The organism is Mesorhizobium sp. B2-4-3 (genome assembly GCF_006442815.1).
In the GTDB taxonomy this organism is placed as follows: Bacteria; Pseudomonadota; Alphaproteobacteria; order Rhizobiales; family Rhizobiaceae; genus Mesorhizobium.
On record NZ_VFVL01000024.1, the window covers coordinates 57187 to 73344 of the forward strand.

At 65.3% G+C, this 16158-nt stretch carries 12 protein-coding genes; 6 read left to right on the forward strand and 6 right to left on the reverse strand.

Annotated features, from left to right (window positions below; all coding sequences use genetic code 11):
- Window positions 1–189: 189 nt before the first annotated feature.
- The 3 genes from thiP (at window position 190) to FJ956_RS21360 (ending at window position 4217) form a co-directional block, all read left to right on the forward strand.
- Complete coding sequence (thiP, locus tag FJ956_RS21350; RefSeq protein WP_140678932.1) at window positions 190–1818, forward strand: thiamine/thiamine pyrophosphate ABC transporter permease; 1629 nt, start codon at window positions 190–192, stop codon at window positions 1816–1818.
- The gene (gene thiQ, locus FJ956_RS21355) at window positions 1815–2597 is read left to right on the forward strand and encodes a thiamine ABC transporter ATP-binding protein (protein WP_140678934.1); all 783 of its coding nucleotides are present in this window, start codon (window positions 1815–1817) and stop codon (window positions 2595–2597) included. The genes thiP and thiQ overlap by 4 nt, the downstream gene beginning before the upstream one ends.
- A 153-nt stretch (window positions 2598–2750) precedes the next feature.
- Entirely contained in the window at window positions 2751–4217 is a 1467-nt protein-coding gene (locus FJ956_RS21360; protein WP_140678936.1) for a M48 family metalloprotease, read from the forward strand.
- A gap of 72 nt (window positions 4218–4289) precedes the next feature.
- Here the strand turns inward: FJ956_RS21360 and FJ956_RS21365 are convergent, their stop codons facing one another.
- Both FJ956_RS21365 and FJ956_RS21370 read right to left on the reverse strand, forming a co-directional pair.
- Window positions 4290–6275, reverse strand: coding sequence for a caspase family protein (locus FJ956_RS21365; RefSeq protein ID WP_140678938.1), 1986 nt, complete (start codon window positions 6273–6275; stop codon window positions 4290–4292).
- Between the two features lie 169 nt (window positions 6276–6444).
- The gene (locus tag FJ956_RS21370) at window positions 6445–7308 is read right to left on the reverse strand and encodes an RNA polymerase factor sigma-32 (RefSeq protein WP_140678940.1); all 864 of its coding nucleotides are present in this window, start codon (window positions 7306–7308) and stop codon (window positions 6445–6447) included.
- A 304-nt stretch (window positions 7309–7612) separates the two neighbouring features.
- On the opposite strand from FJ956_RS21370, the gene FJ956_RS21375 reads away from it, so the two are divergent.
- The 3 genes from FJ956_RS21375 (at window position 7613) to FJ956_RS21385 (ending at window position 10037) form a co-directional block, all read left to right on the forward strand.
- The gene (locus FJ956_RS21375; protein WP_140678942.1) at window positions 7613–8386 is read left to right on the forward strand and encodes an amino acid ABC transporter substrate-binding protein; all 774 of its coding nucleotides are present in this window, start codon (window positions 7613–7615) and stop codon (window positions 8384–8386) included.
- 206 nt (window positions 8387–8592) lie between these two features.
- Entirely contained in the window at window positions 8593–9273 is a 681-nt protein-coding gene (locus tag FJ956_RS21380; RefSeq protein ID WP_140645830.1) for an ABC transporter permease subunit, read from the forward strand.
- Window positions 9270–10037 (forward strand): amino acid ABC transporter ATP-binding protein, encoded by a 768-nt coding sequence (locus tag FJ956_RS21385; RefSeq protein ID WP_140678944.1) that lies wholly within the window; start codon window positions 9270–9272, stop codon window positions 10035–10037. Before FJ956_RS21380 ends, FJ956_RS21385 begins: the two co-directional genes overlap by 4 nt.
- Window positions 10038–10310: 273 nt before the next feature.
- Here FJ956_RS21385 and FJ956_RS21390 read toward each other — a convergent pair whose 3' ends face one another.
- From FJ956_RS21390 to FJ956_RS21405, 4 genes are all read right to left on the reverse strand, one after another.
- The gene (locus FJ956_RS21390) at window positions 10311–10892 is read right to left on the reverse strand and encodes a CarD family transcriptional regulator (protein WP_140678946.1); all 582 of its coding nucleotides are present in this window, start codon (window positions 10890–10892) and stop codon (window positions 10311–10313) included.
- 372 nt (window positions 10893–11264) lie between these two features.
- The gene (fdxA, locus tag FJ956_RS21395; RefSeq protein ID WP_112101550.1) at window positions 11265–11603 is read right to left on the reverse strand and encodes a ferredoxin FdxA; all 339 of its coding nucleotides are present in this window, start codon (window positions 11601–11603) and stop codon (window positions 11265–11267) included.
- A gap of 151 nt (window positions 11604–11754) precedes the next feature.
- Complete coding sequence (locus FJ956_RS21400) at window positions 11755–12141, reverse strand: RNA-binding S4 domain-containing protein (RefSeq protein WP_140678948.1); 387 nt, start codon at window positions 12139–12141, stop codon at window positions 11755–11757.
- A 151-nt stretch (window positions 12142–12292) separates the two neighbouring features.
- The gene (locus FJ956_RS21405; RefSeq protein WP_140679018.1) at window positions 12293–15823 is read right to left on the reverse strand and encodes a helicase-related protein; all 3531 of its coding nucleotides are present in this window, start codon (window positions 15821–15823) and stop codon (window positions 12293–12295) included.
- Window positions 15824–16158 lie beyond the last annotated feature (335 nt).

Genomic DNA, 16158 nt, shown 5'->3' on the forward strand with positions numbered 1-16158 from the left:
CCCGCAGGGGGGGAGATCAAGCGCTCTGTCGGTTTCGCCAAACTCCCACGCTGCAAGAGTGGCGCGGCGATCGAAGCTGCCAATCTCCCCCCTTGCGGGGGAGATTGCCGGCAGGCCAGAGGGGGGTGGGCGGGAACACGACGCCGATAATCGTTCCGTTCAAACCAAACTGCTGTTTGGTTAGGCGGAATGCCATCGCCTCATCTCAGGGACTCCCGCGTCAACGCCGGCGTCATCGCACTAGCAGCCATTGCCATCCTCATTGGCGGCGCCTTCGCCGGCCTCGTCCTCGAAGGCGCGCAGGATCTCTCCGGCGCTGCCGCCGCCTTCGACAGTTATCTCTTGCGCGTCGCCCGCTTCACGCTGTGGCAGGCGGCTCTCTCGACGCTGCTGTCGGTCGCGCCCGCGCTGCTGGTCGCGCGCGCATTGTCGAGACATCCGGCTTTTCCCGGGCGTCGCCTTATCCTGCAATTGTTCACCGTGCCGCTGGCCTTGCCGGCGATCGTCGCCGCGCTCGGCATATTGGCGCTCTATGGTCGCGCCGGGTACTTTGCCGGCGTCTTCGCCGGGCTTGGCGGCGGGGATTGGCCGGGGATCTACGGCCTCTCCGGCATCCTTGTGGCGCATGTCTTCTTCAACCTGCCCTTGGCTACGCGCCTCTTCCTCGAGGCGCTGGGCACCGTTCCCGCCGACCAGTGGCGGCTGGCGAGTCAGCTCGGCATGGGCGCCCGGCCGGCCTTCCGGCTGGTCGAATGGCCGGTGCTGCGCGCGGCTTTGCCGGGGATCGCCGGGCTGGTCTTCATGCTCTGCACCACCTCCTTCACCATCGTGCTGACGCTGGGCGGAGGTCCGGCCGCGACGACGCTGGAGGTCGCCATCTACCAGGCGCTGCGCTTCGATTTCGATCCCGCGCGCGCCGTGGTGCTGACGCTGCTGCAGATCGCGCTCACCTTCGTCGTGGTGGTCGCGCTCACGCGGCTCGGCGCCAACACAGTCGGCGATGCCAATCTGCCGGTGGCGCCACGCCGCTACCTTTCGGCGGGACGGACCGAAAGCGTGCTGAACGCCGGCCTCATCGCGCTGGCCCTGTTGTTCGTCGCCGGACCGATGCTGGCGATCGTGCTTTCGGGCTTTCAGGCCGATCTCGGCCGATTGGCGGGTGAAGCGGCGGTGCGCCGCGCGACGTTGACCAGCGCGGGCCTCGCCCTGCTTGCGGCGCTGCTCAGCGTGACGTTGTCGCTGGCGCTGATCGCGGCGCGGCGCGCGCTGGCCCTGCGGCGCCAGGCAGGCGGCGCCGTGGGCCTGCTCGAACATGCCGCCGACACCGGTGCCGGCTTCGTGCTGGTCGTGCCGCCGATCGTCCTTGGCGCCGGCTGGTTCCTGGCGCTGCGCCACGTCACCGATGTCTTCGCCGTCGCGCCGGCCATGGTCGTCGCCGTCAACGCGGTGATGGCGATGCCTTTCGCCATCCGCGCCATTCGCCCGGCCTATGACGCGGCGAGCGAGCGCCACGAGCGGCTTTGCCTGGCGCTCGGCATATCCGGCTGGACCCGGCTCAGCCTGGTCGACTGGCCGTCGCTTAGGCGGCCCCTGGCCACCGGCTTTGCCTTCGCCATGGCGCTGTCGCTCGGCGATCTCGGCGTGATCGCGCTGTTCGGCAGCGATTCCGTGCAGACCTTGCCCTATCTGCTTTTGGCGCGCATGGGCAGCTACCGGACAGCCGACGCCGCGGGACTTGCCTTGCTGCTCGGCCTCGTCTGCCTGATGCTGGTGGTCGCCGCCGACTGGCTGGGGCGGGAAGGAAAGTCACGACAATGAGCATCGACGGCGCCGCCGCGCAAAAGGGCCTTACCGTCGCTCTGGATGGCGTCTCGTTCAGCTATGGCGAATCCTCCTTCAGTTTCGACGCCGAATTCGCGGCCGGCAGGATCACCGCCATCATGGGACCGAGCGGCTCCGGCAAGTCGACGCTGCTCAATCTGATAGCCGGCTTCGAAACGCCCGATGCGGGCAAGGTGCTGATCGGCGGCGCCGATCTCGGCAACTCGCCGCCTTCGGCGCGGCCGGTGTCGATGGTGTTCCAGGAAAACAATTTGTTCGCGCATCTTTCGGTCGAAGCCAATGTCGGGCTCGGCCGCTCGCCATCACTCAAACTCGGCGATGCCGATCGCGCCGCCGTCGCCAAGGCGCTGGCGCGGGTCGGTCTTGCGGGCAAGGAAAGGCGGCTGCCGCGCGAGCTCTCCGGCGGCGAGCGGCAACGCGTGGCGCTGGCGCGGGTGCTGCTGCGCGACCGGCCCGTCTTGCTGCTCGACGAACCTTTCGCGTCGCTCGGTCCGGCGCTGCGCGACGACATGCTCGACCTCATGGCCGGCATCCATGCCGAGCGCGACATGACGGTGCTGTTCGTCACCCATCAGCCGGAAGATGCGCGCCGCATCGGCCAGGACGTGGCATTTCTCGACGAAGGCACGATCGCGGCAACCGGGCCGGCCGATGATTTCTTCGATCGGTCTGGACCGGACGCCTTCCGGCGCTATATCGGCGATCGAGGCGGCACCGTTGCCGGATCACAACATATTGCCCGGAAGCGGACATAATTTACGGCCAAACCGGCTGCGGGCGATCCGGCGTTTGCTTGCCTTGTCCGGGGGAGTGTGGCTAGGTCCGGCCATGCTGGTCCGGCTGGGCCGCGATTTGCCGAAAGAGTTCGAAAGGAAGCCGATCTGTCGACCGGCGCTGAGAAGGTTTGGATGAGGCCGCTGGCACGATTTCTCGCGCTGGCGAGCGTTGCCGTGCTGGCCAGCTGCCAGATGTTCACGCCGCCGGACGTGCAGGAGAGCGGCTTCCAGCCTTCCGACAAGCCGATCACCGTCGACAATGTCGTCGCCAACGCCAAGCTCGCCGAGATGGCGAAGGCGCAGCATCCGCGGATTCTCGCCACCTATGGCGGCGAATATTCCGACCCCCGGCTCGAACGCATGGTGGCCAAGGTCGTCGGCAATCTGACGGTGGTGTCGGCGAACCCTACCCAGACCTATCGCATCACCATCCTCAACTCACCCAACGTCAACGCCTTCGCGCTGCCGGGCGGCTATCTCTATGTGACGCGCGGCTTGCTGGCGCTGGCCAACGATTCCTCGGAGCTTGCCGCCGTCATCGCGCATGAGATGGGCCACGTCACCGCGAATCACGGCCTGCAGCGGCAGCAGCTCGAAGCCGAGGAAGGCCTGGCGACCAAGGTGGTCTCCGATGTGCTCGGCGACAGCCCGACGGCCAAGGCGGCGCTCATCCGCGGCAAGCTCAGGCTCGCGCAATTCTCGCGCAACCAGGAACTGCAGGCCGACGCCATCGGCATCAAGTCGATCGGCGAGGCGGGCTACGATCCCTATGCGGCGGGTCGCTTCCTGCAGTCGATGTCGGCCTATACGGATTTCCGCTCGGTCAGCGGTGCCACCGACGCCAGCCTCGACTTCCTGGCGACGCATCCCAACACGCCGCAGCGCATCGAGCTGGCGCAGCGCCTCGCCCGCAATTTCGGCCCGCCCGGCTTCGGCACGCGCGACCGCGACGCATTTCTGGCCGGCATTGACGGCCTGCTTTACGGCGACACGCCGGAAGAAGGCTATGTGCGCGGCCAGACCTTCATGCATCCCAATCTCGGGGTGTCCTTCACCGTGCCGGACGGTTTCGTCATCGACAATTCGGCGGCCGCCGTCACCGCGACCGGGCCGGGCGACATCGCCATCCGTTTCGACGGCGTGGCGATCGACAAGTCGGTATCGCTCACCGATTACATCCGCAGCGGCTGGGTGGCGGGTCTCGAAGACGCCAGCGTGCGTCAGGAGACGGTCAACGGCAACGAGGCGGCGATGGCGCATGCCAGCGCGCAAGGCTGGCAGTTCGACATCGCGGTGATCCGCGCCGGCGGGCAGGTCTACAGGCTGCTGACGGCCGCGCCGTCGGCCAGCACCGCGCTGGACCCGGTGGCGCGCTCGGTCAGCGGTTCCTTCCGCGTGCTGAGCCCAGCCGAGAAGGCGGCGCTGAAGCCGCTGCATATCAGGGTCGTCACGGTCCAGGCCGGCCAGACCATGGGCTCGCTCGCCGCGCAGATGGTCGGCGTCGACCGCAAGCTCGACCTGTTCCGCGTGCTCAACGCCATGTCGCCGGGCGCGACAGTGTCGTCCGGCGACAAGGTCAAGATCGTCACCGACAGGTAGGGGCCCGCGAATTCGGACCAACCAGGCGCCGTCGGCTATTTGAACAATCGCCCGGGCCGGGAGCCGTTGTCCTCACAAGCCGTCACTACCGGTGTCGCCACCGTCACCTTCGCCATCGCCATCGCCGGTATTGCCGCCGCCGGTGGGGGCAGCGTGGCTGCTGCCAGTCCAGGATGCCCTCCCGGTTTCCGTCGGCATCGGCTTGACCTTTGGTGCTTTCGGAATTGTCCGTATGACGGTCTTCGGTTTCGACACGGGCACGCGGACCACTTTTATCTTCGTGATGACCTTCGGGGCCTTGCACGCCATGACCACGGGGGTGGTGCGCGCGGGAAGACCGAGAATGCCCATCGAATAGACGTCTTGCCGCTCCATGCCGGCTTTGAGGAAAGCCAGGGCGCGGGCCGGGTCGGCGGGCACGCCGTTGCGGCCTTCCTTGAAGATCACGGCGAGCTCCTTCATGGCGTCGACATTCCCCATCGCCGCTGCCTGGAGCAGCAGGTCGAGGCCCTTGCCGGTGTCGCGCTCGACGCCGAGGCCATTGAACAAGGCGCGTCCCCAGGAGGCCAGGGCGTAGGGGTCTCCCTTGTCCGACGCCTTCGAATAGAGGTCGTTCGCCTTCGATGTATCGACAGCCGTCCCTGTTCCGGACGAGGCGATGGAGCCGAGCGCGAACAGGGCGCGGATATGTCCCTTGTCCGCGGCTTCCTGGATCGCTTGCCTGGCCTCGTCGATCCTGCCCGCAGCCAGCAGCGCCCGCCCGAGCTCGTAACGGAAGCGCGCAATGTCGGGGTAGGACTTCACCGCCGCCTCGCAGGTATCGAGAGCCCCGCCACCGATCTCGTTCGACAACCGTCCGGGGACGACGCCTTGCAGGTCGAGCGGCTCGCCGGCGGCCTGGTCGCAAGGGTCGACATCCGGCGACAGTTTAATCGTCGCCCGCTTCGCGGCGTTGCCCACGCGGACCTCGAAGCCGACTTCGACGGGAGCTGCCGAGCCGATCTGCGGCTCGTAGCGCAGATTGTCGGCCTCGGCGGCCATCAGGCTCGATTGCGGCGACAGGACGCGACCGGGCAAGGACAGCGTTCCGGTCGCCGGGTAGCTCGCAAGCTTGAGGCTGATCGATGCATTCTTGGCCGGAAGCTCCAGTTTCAATGGAACCGGGCCGACGCCGACCGGGACGCGGATGTCACGACTTCCAATCGCTTCGGCGGCATCGGCAACCTGGATTCCGCGCTCCGCCGCCTGCTCGTTCTGCTGCGCGTCGGGCGGCGACGGCTCTGGTTGCTCCGTCCCGCGCATCAGCACGACATCGTCGAGCAGCGAGGAGTTCTCCCACGGGACCTGCTTGCCGTTGGTGGCCTTGACCACGTCGCGGCGCACGGCCGCCATGACCGAGCGTATCTCCTGGTCCGGCGCCAGCGCGCGGCGGGAAAAGGACGACGAGAACGGGCTGAGATCGCCTGAGCCGTCATAGGCGACCGCCCCCGGCTCGGTGGCATAGGCAATCAGCGTGTTCTGCGAACCTGTTAACTGCGCAAGTCCGCTGTCGCCGGCGACGATCAACTGGTCGCGCAGCCAATAGTCCTTGCGCGGGAAGGGATTGTTGCGACAAGCGTCGAGGATGATCATCTGGATCTTCGATCTCGAGCGCAGTTGCCGCAGTATGTCGTCGACCTTGATGGCCTGGACCTCCATGTCGGCCGAATCTTTCAGCGACGCATCGACCGGAATCAGGAAATTCTCCCCGCCGATCTGAAAGCCATGTCCCGAATAGTAGACGACCGCGAGATCGGCACCGTCGGCTGCCGCCAGATAGTTGCGGAACCGCTCTTCGAACTGAAGCCTGGTCAGGTCCTTGGCGGCGAACACCTCGAAGCCGGCCAGCCGGAACGTGTTGGACACGTCGTCCGCGTCCTTGTCCGGATTCTTGAGCGCCGGGATCTCGCGATACTCGGAATTGCCGATGACGAGGGCAACCCTTCGATCGGCGTGCGCTTCGAATGTCGTGAGGCCCATGAAGAACAGAGCTGCAAGGAGCGCGCAGCATCGCAGCATGGCAAATCCCCCATATGTTGTGATCTGGAGGCGTCAAAAAGCCCGATTGCGGCGCAGCGGTCTGTTAAAGAGCTCACAATCAATACGCATTATCGAGGAAAGATAGCCTCGACGGCGATATATTCTTATTTAATTAATTTCTCATCTTTGATTTTTGATTACATTGACTTCAGGCCGCTTCCGCCAAAAATTCCGGGTTCTGCTTCACAAGGGCCAGCTTCAGCTTTTCCATGGCGCGGGCCTCTATCTGGCGGACGCGCTCCTTGGAGATGCCGAGCTGCTCGCCAAGCGATTCCAGCGTGGCGCCGTCGTCGCTCAGCCTGCGCTCCTCGATGATGCGAAGCTCGCGGGCGTTAAGCGCGCCGAGCGCGCTCTTCAGCCAGACGGCCCGGCGCTGGATATCGATCCGGTCGCCGACGATCTCGTCGGGGAGCGGGTCCTCGGAGACCAGGAAATCCATCCGCTCGGCGGCGCCGTTCTCGTCGGCCAAAGGCGCGTTGAGCGAGCTGTCGGGCGAGGACAGGCGTGAATCCATCATCGCCACGTCGGCTTCCGGAACGCCGAGCGCGGCCGAGACCTCGCGGTAGAGCGAGGCGTTTGAGAGCGGCTCGGCGCCGTTGGCGAGACGGGCGCGCAGACGCCGCAGGTTAAAGAACAGCGCCTTCTGCGCCGAACTCGTGCCGCCGCGCACGATCGACCAATTGCGCAGGATGTAATCCTGCATGGAGGCGCGGATCCACCAGGTGGCATAGGTCGAGAAGCGCACTTCGCGCGCGGGCTCGAAGCGGGCGGCAGCCTCGAGCAGGCCGACATGGCCCTCCTGGATAAGATCGCCGAGCGGCAGGCCGTAATGGCGGAATTTCGAGGCCATCGAGATGACCAGGCGCATATGGGCGACGGTGATCCTGTGCAACGCGTGCTGGTCGTTCTCTTCCTTCCAGCGCAAGGCGAGGACATGCTCCTCGTCGCGCTCGAGATAAGGAGCCTTCATTGCCGCCCGGACCAGTGTCCGTCCTGCCGCGTCCTCGATCATGCCGGCTCCTTTTGGCGGTGAGTGCGCTTACGGCAGTTGAAAAGACGCCGCCGCGCCCTACAACTGCCATGCAACGTGTCAGGCGCATCGATGGTTCCGCCGCCCGCGGGACCGATGCTGCCGGCGGGAACATTTTGTTATCGGCCCGGAAATGTCGCTTGGCGGATTGTCGGGTGATTTGAGAATCAGATTTCTGGCAGAGCCGATTTTTGAAATCTGGTTCCTTATTTCGTGGCCTTCTATCTGTCAGTTTCCGGCTCTCACAATCGCGCCGGGGCACCGGTCAAAACGGGATCACAGAAAAATGAAATGGCTCAAATCGCTCCTTGTCGCTGGAACGTTGCAGATTCTGGCGGTCACGGCCGGGCATGCCGGCGCCAATCTCGACCAGATCAAGCAGGCGGGCGTCATCAAGGTCGGCACCGAAGGCACCTACGCGCCCTTCACCTATCATGACGAATCCAACGCCCTGGTCGGCTTCGATGTCGAGATCGCCAAGGCCATCGCCGAAAAGCTCGGCGTCAAGGTCGAGTTCCTCGAAGGCAAGTGGGACGGGCTGATCGCCGGCCTCGACGCCAACCGCTACGACGCCGTCATCAACGAGGTCGGCATCACCGATGCGCGCAAGGCCAAGTATGACTTCTCCGATCCCTACATCGCCTCGAAGGCGGTGCTGATCGTGCGCGGCGACAACACCGACATCAAGACCTTCGCCGACCTCAAGGGCAAGAAGTCGGCGCAGTCGCTGACCTCCAACTTCGGCAAGCTCGCCGAGTCCAATGGCGCCGAGCTCGTCGGCACCGACGGCTTCGACCAGTCGATCCAGCTTCTGCTCACCGGCCGCGCCGACGCCACCATCAACGACAGCCTGTCCTTCCTCGACTTCAAGAAGCACAAGCCGGACGCCAATGTGAAGATCGCCGCGCAGGAAGAGAATGCCGACTATTCCGGCGTCATCGTGCGCAAGGGCGATCCGGAGCTGGTCGCGGCCATCAACAAGGCGCTGGCCGACATCAAGGCCGACGGCACCTACCAGAAGATCGCCGACAAATATTTCGGCCAGGACGTTTCGAAGTAAGGCAATCGTCCTCTTGTTCGGAAACCGGCGGGCCGTCTTTGACGGCCTGCCTTTGTTGCGTGGTATCCATGGGGGCCGTCAAAGACGGCCCGTTGTTTTTTGCACGATATTCGTGCGCCGCCGTCTTTGACGGCCCGCCGGGTTTTGCATGATAGTCAGTCCATACGGGGGAACGCGCCGCCGTATCTGGAAGGGAGAAGCGCTCCGTGCCGCACTGGCTGCAATTGATGCTGGAATCGTTGCCGACGCTGTTGTGGGCGGCGCTGATCTTCACCGTGCCGCTGACGCTCCTGTCCTTCGCGCTCGGGCTCATCGCCGGACTGGCGACGGCGCTGATCCGGCTGTTCGGTCCAAAGCCGCTGGTCGCGCTGGTTCGCTTCTATGTCTGGATCTTTCGCGGCACGCCGCTGCTCGTCCAGTTGTTCCTGATCTTCTATGGCCTGCCGTCGGTCGGCATCCTGCTCGATGCCTTTCCCGCCGCGCTGATCGGCTTCACGCTGAACATCGGCGCCTACACGTCGGAGATCATCCGGGCCGTCATCGGCTCGGTGCCGAAGGGGCAGTGGGAAGCTTCCTATTCGATCGGCATGACCTGGAGCCAGGCGATGCGGCGCACCATCCTGCCGCAAGCCGGCCGCGTCGCGGTGCCGCCGCTTTCCAACACCTTCATCTCGCTGGTCAAGGATACCTCGCTGGCGGCGGCGATCACGGTGCCCGAGATGTTCCAGGCGGCGCAGCGCATCGTGGCCACCACCTATGAGCCGCTGATCCTCTATGTCGAGGCGGCGGCGCTCTATCTCGCATTGAGCTCGGTGCTGTCGGCGCTGCAGGCGCGGCTAGAGGTGCGGCTCAACCGCTATGGCGGGTTCCTGGAGGCCAACGCATGATCGGCCTCACCGACATCGAAAAGCGGTTCGGCGACAATCTGGTGCTGAAGGGTGTCACCGTCAGCCTGGACGAGGGCAGCGTGACGGCGCTGGTCGGCCCTTCGGGCGGCGGCAAGAGCACGCTCTTGCGCTGCATCAACCTGTTGGAGATCCCGACCTCCGGTTCCTTGCGCATCGGTGAGGAAGCGCTCGACTTCCATCCGGGCGGCAAGGTGCCGGCCAAGGACATCCAGCGCATCCGCCTGCAGACCGGCATGGTGTTCCAGAATTTCCAGCTCTTCCCGCACCGCACTGCGATCGAGAATGTCATGGAAGGGCTGGTGACGGTGCTGAAGTGGCCGGAGCCAAGGGCGCGCGAGCGGGCGCTGGCGCTGCTCGAAAAGGTCGGCATGGCGCACAAGGCCGATGCCTGGCCGGCGACGCTGTCGGGCGGTCAGCAGCAGCGCGTGGCGATCGCCCGGGCGCTGGCGCCGTCGCCGCGCGTGCTGCTCTGCGACGAGCCGACCTCTGCGCTCGATCCGGAACTGGCACAGGAGGTGGTAGACGTGCTTGGACAGCTTGCACGCGAAGGCACGACCATGGTGATGGCCACGCATGATCTCAGGCTCGCCTCCAAGATCGCGCAGGAGGTGGTGTTCCTGGACGCCGGCGCCATCGTCGAGAAAGGCCCGGCTTCGGTGATGTTCGACAATCCGGAGCGCGAGCGGACGAAGCGGTTTATAGCTTCGCTGAGGCAAGAGGCAGCACGCGAAGGCGGCGGGTGAGTTGTTACCTTCCTTAAGGGGGAAGACAGCCCGAAGGGCCAGCTGATAACGCAACCCGCGCCGCCGTCATTCTCGGGCTTGTCCCGAGAATCTGCCGAGTTACCCGGACTGACGGCGATCCTGTTTCATGAGGCGGTAGATCCTCGGGACAAGCCCGAGGATGACGGCGCGGGATGGGGAAGCTGAAAAGGTGCCCCAATGGCCTCGCAAGCCGCGGGAGACAAAAAACCCGGCGCGAGGCCGGGTTCTTCGTAAACTCAAAAGCGAAAAAGCTCAGGCAGCTTCTTCCTGCTCGGCTTCCTCGTTGTCGGCCTTGGCGCCGCGCTTCGGACCCTTGTTGAGGTTGACCTCGATGAGGCGAACCGCTTCGGTCTCCGACATGCGGTTTACCGCGGCGATCTCGCGGGCCATGCGGTCGAGCGCGGCTTCATAGAGCTGACGCTCGGAATAGGACTGCTCCGGCTGGTTGTCGGCGCGGTAAAGGTCGCGCACCACTTCCGAGATCGAGATCAGGTCGCCGGAATTGATCTTGGCATCATATTCCTGGGCGCGGCGCGACCACATGGTGCGCTTGACGCGGGCGCGGCCCTGCACGACCTTCAGCGCGCGGTCGACATAGTCCTCTTCCGACAGCTTGCGCATGCCGATCGAGGTCGCCTTGGCGACCGGCACCTTCAGCCGCATCTTGTCCTTCTGGAAATCGATGACGAACAGTTCCAGCTTGTGACCCGCAACTTCCTGCTCGTCGATCGCCACGATCTGGCCGACGCCATGCGCCGGATAGACGATGAACTCGCCGGTCTTGAACCCGTGGCGGGCCGCGTTGGACTTCTTCTGCGGGGTGATCGTTGCCATTACGCCCTGAACTCCTTAGTTGTGCAGCCGGCATCATGCCGGCTCGAACCGATGGGGTCGGCAATAGCCGACCATTAGCCGCGCAACAGGATGAACCCACCGGAAAAGCAGGGACCGGCATACCGCACGAATGCGACCGCCTGCCCCAGATCGCTCTGGTCCGGATCTAAAAGCTCACCTTTCAGTGATTTGGGGCGTTAGCGCCATAAATCGACGTTGTGTCACCGGCATGTTTCGCTGATGTAACACAAAAAGTCGGAAGAATCAAGGTTTTGCTGCGTTCGCTAACGTCAAACGGGGTCGCTGCCTGTCAAGACAGCAATTGTATCGGTCGCGTTACGTCGCGTCATGCCGGCGTCGCCGGCGCCAGCATCAATCGCCTTCACCGGGCTCCGCCGAGAAATATTTCTCGAACTTCCCGGTCTCGCCGTCGAAGGTCTTGGCGTCCGCGGGCGGCTCTTTCTTGGCGGTGATGTTGGGCCACTTCTCGGCGTATTCGGAATTGACCTGCAACCATTTGTCGAGGCCGCCCTCGGTGTCCGGCTTGATCGCGTCGGCCGGGCATTCGGGCTCGCACACGCCGCAGTCGATGCACTCGTCGGGGTGGATGACGAGCATGTTCTCGCCCTCGTAGAAACAGTCGACCGGACAGACCTCGATGCAGTCCATGTATTTGCATTTGATGCAATTGTCGGTCACGACGTAGGTCATTGCAGGCTCCGGAACGTCCCGATTTGCTCGGCTTTTTCACGTTGAGGTAACGCCTTTGCCGGCTGCTTGCAAGGGCAGGGCATTCGGGCACTGCCGGCCCCGGGGAATAGAATTCCAGCGGTCTCGCCACTGGCGGTCCGGCTGGCCCAATTCAATCATCGCCGAGCAGACGGTCGGTCTGCCGCCGCTCGCGTTTGGTCGGGCGCCCGCTGCCGGCCTCGCGCAGGGCTGGAATGGCATCCGGAACCGCCTCGCCCTTGGGTGTTGGCGCAGGCGACATATCCTCGTAAAGCAGCCGCGCCTCGTCGGCCGGACCGCGTCGCGTGCCGCAATTCAGCACCTTCCAGACCAGGATACGGCCCTCGAGCGTGATGGTGAGAACGTCGCCGGGCTTGACCAGATCGGAGGCCTGCGCTGCTTTGTCGCGATTGATGCGGACGCGCCCGGCGACGACGACTTTCGCCGCCAGGGACCGCGATTTCACCGCGCGCGAGAAGAACAGCCATTTGTCGATGCGCTGGCGGCCCTCTCCAACCATCGGGGCTAGCTTTGTTGGAGCATGATCTCGCCCGAAAATCGGTTCCCACTTTTCGCTGACGCGGTCCTTCGGTTCGGGATCATGCTGTCTCTTTGTTGGAGCATGATCTCGCCCGAAAACCGGTTCCCACTTTTCGGGATCATGCTCCAGCCTATTTCTTCAGCTGGTCGCGCAAGGCGGCGAGCTTGGCGAAGGGCGAATCCGGATCGAAGCGCTGCGGGCGTTCCTCGCGCGGCTTACCCTGGAAGGCCGGCTTGCCGCCCTGGGCGTTGCCCTTGCCATCCTGCCTGTTGCCCTTCCAGTCGGGCCGGCCCTCGCGGCGGTCCGGCCGCTCGCCTTGCGGTCTGCCTTCGCGCCGGTCGCCTGTCTCCGGCCTGGGCTTGAACTTCGAGCGGTCGAAGCGCGGCTTGCCGGCGCCGTCGCGCTGCTCGCGGCGGCCTTCCTGGGCCGGCCGATCGCCGGGCTGGCCGGTAGCGGCGCCGGGCTGGCCATCGCGCGCGGGCTGGCCGCCGCGCGGGCGATTGTCGCGACGGTTGTCGTGGCGATGGCGCGGACGCTGATGATCGAAGCGCGCCTGGCGCCACAGAAGGACAGGCTTCGGCTCTTCAGCCTCGGCCGCGGTTTCGCCGGTGGCGGCTTCCGTCGTCATTTCGGTCGATGCAGGGGTCTCGCTCGTGGCCGGGGTTTCGGTCTGCAAGGACTCGGCCTGAGCTGAGGGCACGCCTTCCTTCGTCACGGCCTCGCCGGCCGGCTCATCGCTTTGCACTGCCGGTTCGCTTGCCGCGGCGGTTTCCGTGGCCACGGTCTCCTGTCCAGCTGTGTCGTCGACAGGCTCCGCCGCGCTCGTGGCCGGGGTTTCGGTCTGCGAGGACTCGGCCTGAGCCAAGGGCAGGCCTTCCTCCGTCACGGCCTCGCCGGCCGGCTCATCGCCTTGCGCTGCCGGTTCGCTTGCCGCCGCGGTTTCCGTGGCTTCCGCGGCCAGTGTCTCTTGTCCGCTTGTTCCGTCGACAACCTCAGCCGCGCTCTCGGCCGGGGTCTCCGCGGCATGGATTTCGGTGCTGTCCGTCTCCGGGCTCTCGCCGGACGTTGCCAAGGTGGTGGCCTCGGGGGCGGGCGCCTCCTTCGCCTGCGCGGCGCGAGCGGCCTCTTCCGCGGCGAGCTTGGCCACGGCCGCTTCGCTGGCGGCGTCGTCCAGCGCGTCGAGCTTCGCCTTCACCTCGGCGGCCGGCTTCGCCTCGGAGCGATAACCGAGACCCTTGAGGATCTCCTCCATGTCGTCGGCCGTGGCGCCGAGGATCGACATCATCGGCGGCGTCACCATGAAGGCGTGGCCGTCATAGGCGCCGTCCGGACGCTGGCCGAGGCCGGGCTTCCAGTTGGTCGCCGGGCGGATGAGGTCGGCGAGCCTTTCCAGGATGTCGACGCGCACGGCGCGGCGGCCGAGATTGCGGTAGCCGGCGAGCTTGTAGAAGGTCTTGTCGAAGGCCGGGTCGATGACCACGGAGGTGCGGCCAGAAGCCAGCGCATGCACCACGTCGCCGAAGCCGGGCTTGTCCTTGCCGTCATTCTTCAACGCCCAGAGCAAGGTCACCAGGCCCGCCGGTGCCGGCTTGATCAGCGCCGGCACGAAGACATGGTAGGCGCCGAAGCGCACGCCGAGGCGGCGAAGCGCTGCGCGGCCTTCCTGGTCGAGCGACTTCATCTCCTCCGCGATGTCGCGGCGATTGATCAGGCCGAAATGCTCGACCAGCTGGAAGGCGATGCCGCGCGCGATGCCGGCGAGCTGGTCGGCATTCTTCAAATCGACCAGCGGCTTCAAAAGCGTTTCGATCTGGAAATTGACGAAACGCTCGGCGCGCGCCGCGACCTTGTCGCGGGCAGGGCCCGTCAGCTGCTCGTCGGCAAGCAGGACCAGGCGCGGCTTCAACGCCTCGTCGCCGGTGACCAGCGTGCCGATCGGCGCGCCGATCCAGCGCAGGACGCCGTCCGAGCCCAAAGCCAGGTCGCCATTGGCGCAAGCGGCAAAGCGCTCGGCGCGCGCCTCGAACTCGGCCGCGAGCGCCTTCTGGGCGGCGGTGCGCACCGCCTTGGCGTCCTCGCCGCCGGCGCTTTGGTCGGCAGTGAAGCGGAACCCTTGCAATTCGCCGACATGATGGCCTTCGACGAGGACGGTTCCGGTAGGGCTGATTTCGGCTTCAGGCATGGTATTTTCTCTAAGGCGCCGCATGAGGACGGAAGTCCTGCGGTCTACGAAGCGTTTCGTCAACCGCTCATGCAGCGCATCCGACAATCTGTCTTCGATTTCGCGCGTCTTTTCCTGCCAGTGTAGCTGATCGGCCAGCCAGCCAGGCCGGTTGGAGACGAAAGTCCATGTGCGGATCTGCGCGATCCGGTGCGAGAGCGTGTCGATATCGCCGTCGGTCGTGTCGGCGCGCCGCACCTGCTCGGCCATGTAATTCTCATCGACATGGCCATGGCGCGCAAGGTCCATATAGATAGAGGCGACAAGGTCGGCATGCTGGGCCGGCGCGATCTTGCGGTAGTCGGGCAGCGCGCAGGCTTCCCACAGCAGTGCCACGCGCTCCTTGCCGGCGGCCAGAGCGCGGATCTCGCCATCGCGCGACAGCTGCTCCAGCGCCTGCGCGTCCACGGCCGGCAGCGCGCGGGTCAGCCCTTCGACCGGCGCATTGGCCTCGATCGAGCGCTTCAGCGCATCGAGGCTGGAAAAGTCGAAATCGGCGGTGCGCCACTGCAGCACCTTCACCGGGTCGAAGTCGTGTCCCTCGATCTTGGCGACCAGATCCTCGTCGAACGGATCGACCTGGCCGGTGACGCCGAACGTGCCGTCGCGCAGGTGCCGGCCGGCACGACCGGCGATCTGGCCAAGCTCGGCGGCGGTCAGGTTGCGGTATTGGTAACCGTCGAATTTGCGGTTCTGGGCGAAGGCGACATGGTCGAGGTCGAGGTTCAGTCCCATGCCGATGGCGTCGGTGGCGATGAGATAGTCGACATCGCCGGACTGGAAGATCTCCACCTGCGCGTTGCGGGTGCGCGGCGAGAGCGCGCCGAGGACGACGGCGGCGCCGCCCTGCTGGCGGCGGATCAGCTCGGCGATGGCATAGACCTCGTCGGCGGAGAAAGCGACGATGGCGGTGCGCCGCGGCAGCCGGGTGAGCTTCTTCGAGCCGGCATAGGCAAGGTGCGAAAGCCGCGGCCGCGTCACCACCGACACGCCCTTCAACAGGCGCTGCAGGATGCCGTGCATGGTGGCGGCGCCCAGCAGCAGCGTCTCCTGGCGGCCGCGCAGATGCAGGATGCGGTCGGTGAAGATATGGCCGCGCTCGAGATCGCCGGCGAGCTGCACCTCATCAATGGCGACGAAGGCGGCGTCGGTTTCGCGCGGCATCGCCTCGACGGTGCAGACCGAATATTTCGCGCCGGCCGGCACGATCTTTTCCTCGCCGGTGATCAGCGCCACCTTGTGGGCGCCGACCTTCTCGCAGACCCGGGCATAGACCTCGCGGGCGAGCAGCCTGAGCGGCAGGCCGATGACGCCGGTCTCATGCGCGACCATGCGCTCGATGGCGAGATGGGTCTTGCCAGTGTTGGTGGGGCCCAGCACGGCCGTCACGTCGCGGCCCGAAAGGATCAGCGGCTGGGAGTGTTTCGGCTGGATGTTCATCGGCTCGGAAATAAGGTTTCTGCCGCTTGTAGTCTGAAGCACGGCGGTGCCGCCGCGTGTGACAGGCGACACATAGGGACTTCGGGCGTGAAGCGAAAGCGGAATGTTCCTTTGGGAACAGGCTGAGCGGCCGGGGTGGCCAAAATCGGGTCGTTGTTAACGGCTGGAACGAGTCTGGAACGAATCGGCGACGAATCGCTTACTCGCTCTGATTCAGGTTTTGTTCACGGCTATATGTGGGTTTTTTGACGGTGAGTCTCACCACATGCTGAATCGCTGAATTGGCCCGATTCCTGCCTGGCCCCGTCGGGCCGAGATCGTCGTTAACTTTTGCC

Bases quoted from the DNA above. Each gene is read 5' to 3' on its own strand.
- thiP (WP_140678932.1), top strand. From the start codon at position 190: ATGCCATCGCCTCATCTCAGGGACTCCCGCGTCAACGCCGGCGTCATC.
- thiQ (WP_140678934.1), top strand. From the start codon at position 1,815: ATGAGCATCGACGGCGCCGCCGCGCAAAAGGGCCTTACCGTCGCTCTG.
- FJ956_RS21360 (WP_140678936.1), top strand. From the start codon at position 2,751: ATGAGGCCGCTGGCACGATTTCTCGCGCTGGCGAGCGTTGCCGTGCTG.
- FJ956_RS21365 (WP_140678938.1), bottom strand. From the start codon at position 6,275: ATGCTGCGATGCTGCGCGCTCCTTGCAGCTCTGTTCTTCATGGGCCTC.
- FJ956_RS21370 (WP_140678940.1), bottom strand. From the start codon at position 7,308: ATGATCGAGGACGCGGCAGGACGGACACTGGTCCGGGCGGCAATGAAG.
- FJ956_RS21375 (WP_140678942.1), top strand. From the start codon at position 7,613: ATGAAATGGCTCAAATCGCTCCTTGTCGCTGGAACGTTGCAGATTCTG.
- FJ956_RS21385 (WP_140678944.1), top strand. From the start codon at position 9,270: ATGATCGGCCTCACCGACATCGAAAAGCGGTTCGGCGACAATCTGGTG.
- FJ956_RS21390 (WP_140678946.1), bottom strand. From the start codon at position 10,892: ATGGCAACGATCACCCCGCAGAAGAAGTCCAACGCGGCCCGCCACGGG.
- fdxA (WP_112101550.1), bottom strand. From the start codon at position 11,603: ATGACCTACGTCGTGACCGACAATTGCATCAAATGCAAATACATGGAC.
- FJ956_RS21400 (WP_140678948.1), bottom strand. From the start codon at position 12,141: ATGGTTGGAGAGGGCCGCCAGCGCATCGACAAATGGCTGTTCTTCTCG.
- FJ956_RS21405 (WP_140679018.1), bottom strand. From the start codon at position 15,823: ATGAACATCCAGCCGAAACACTCCCAGCCGCTGATCCTTTCGGGCCGC.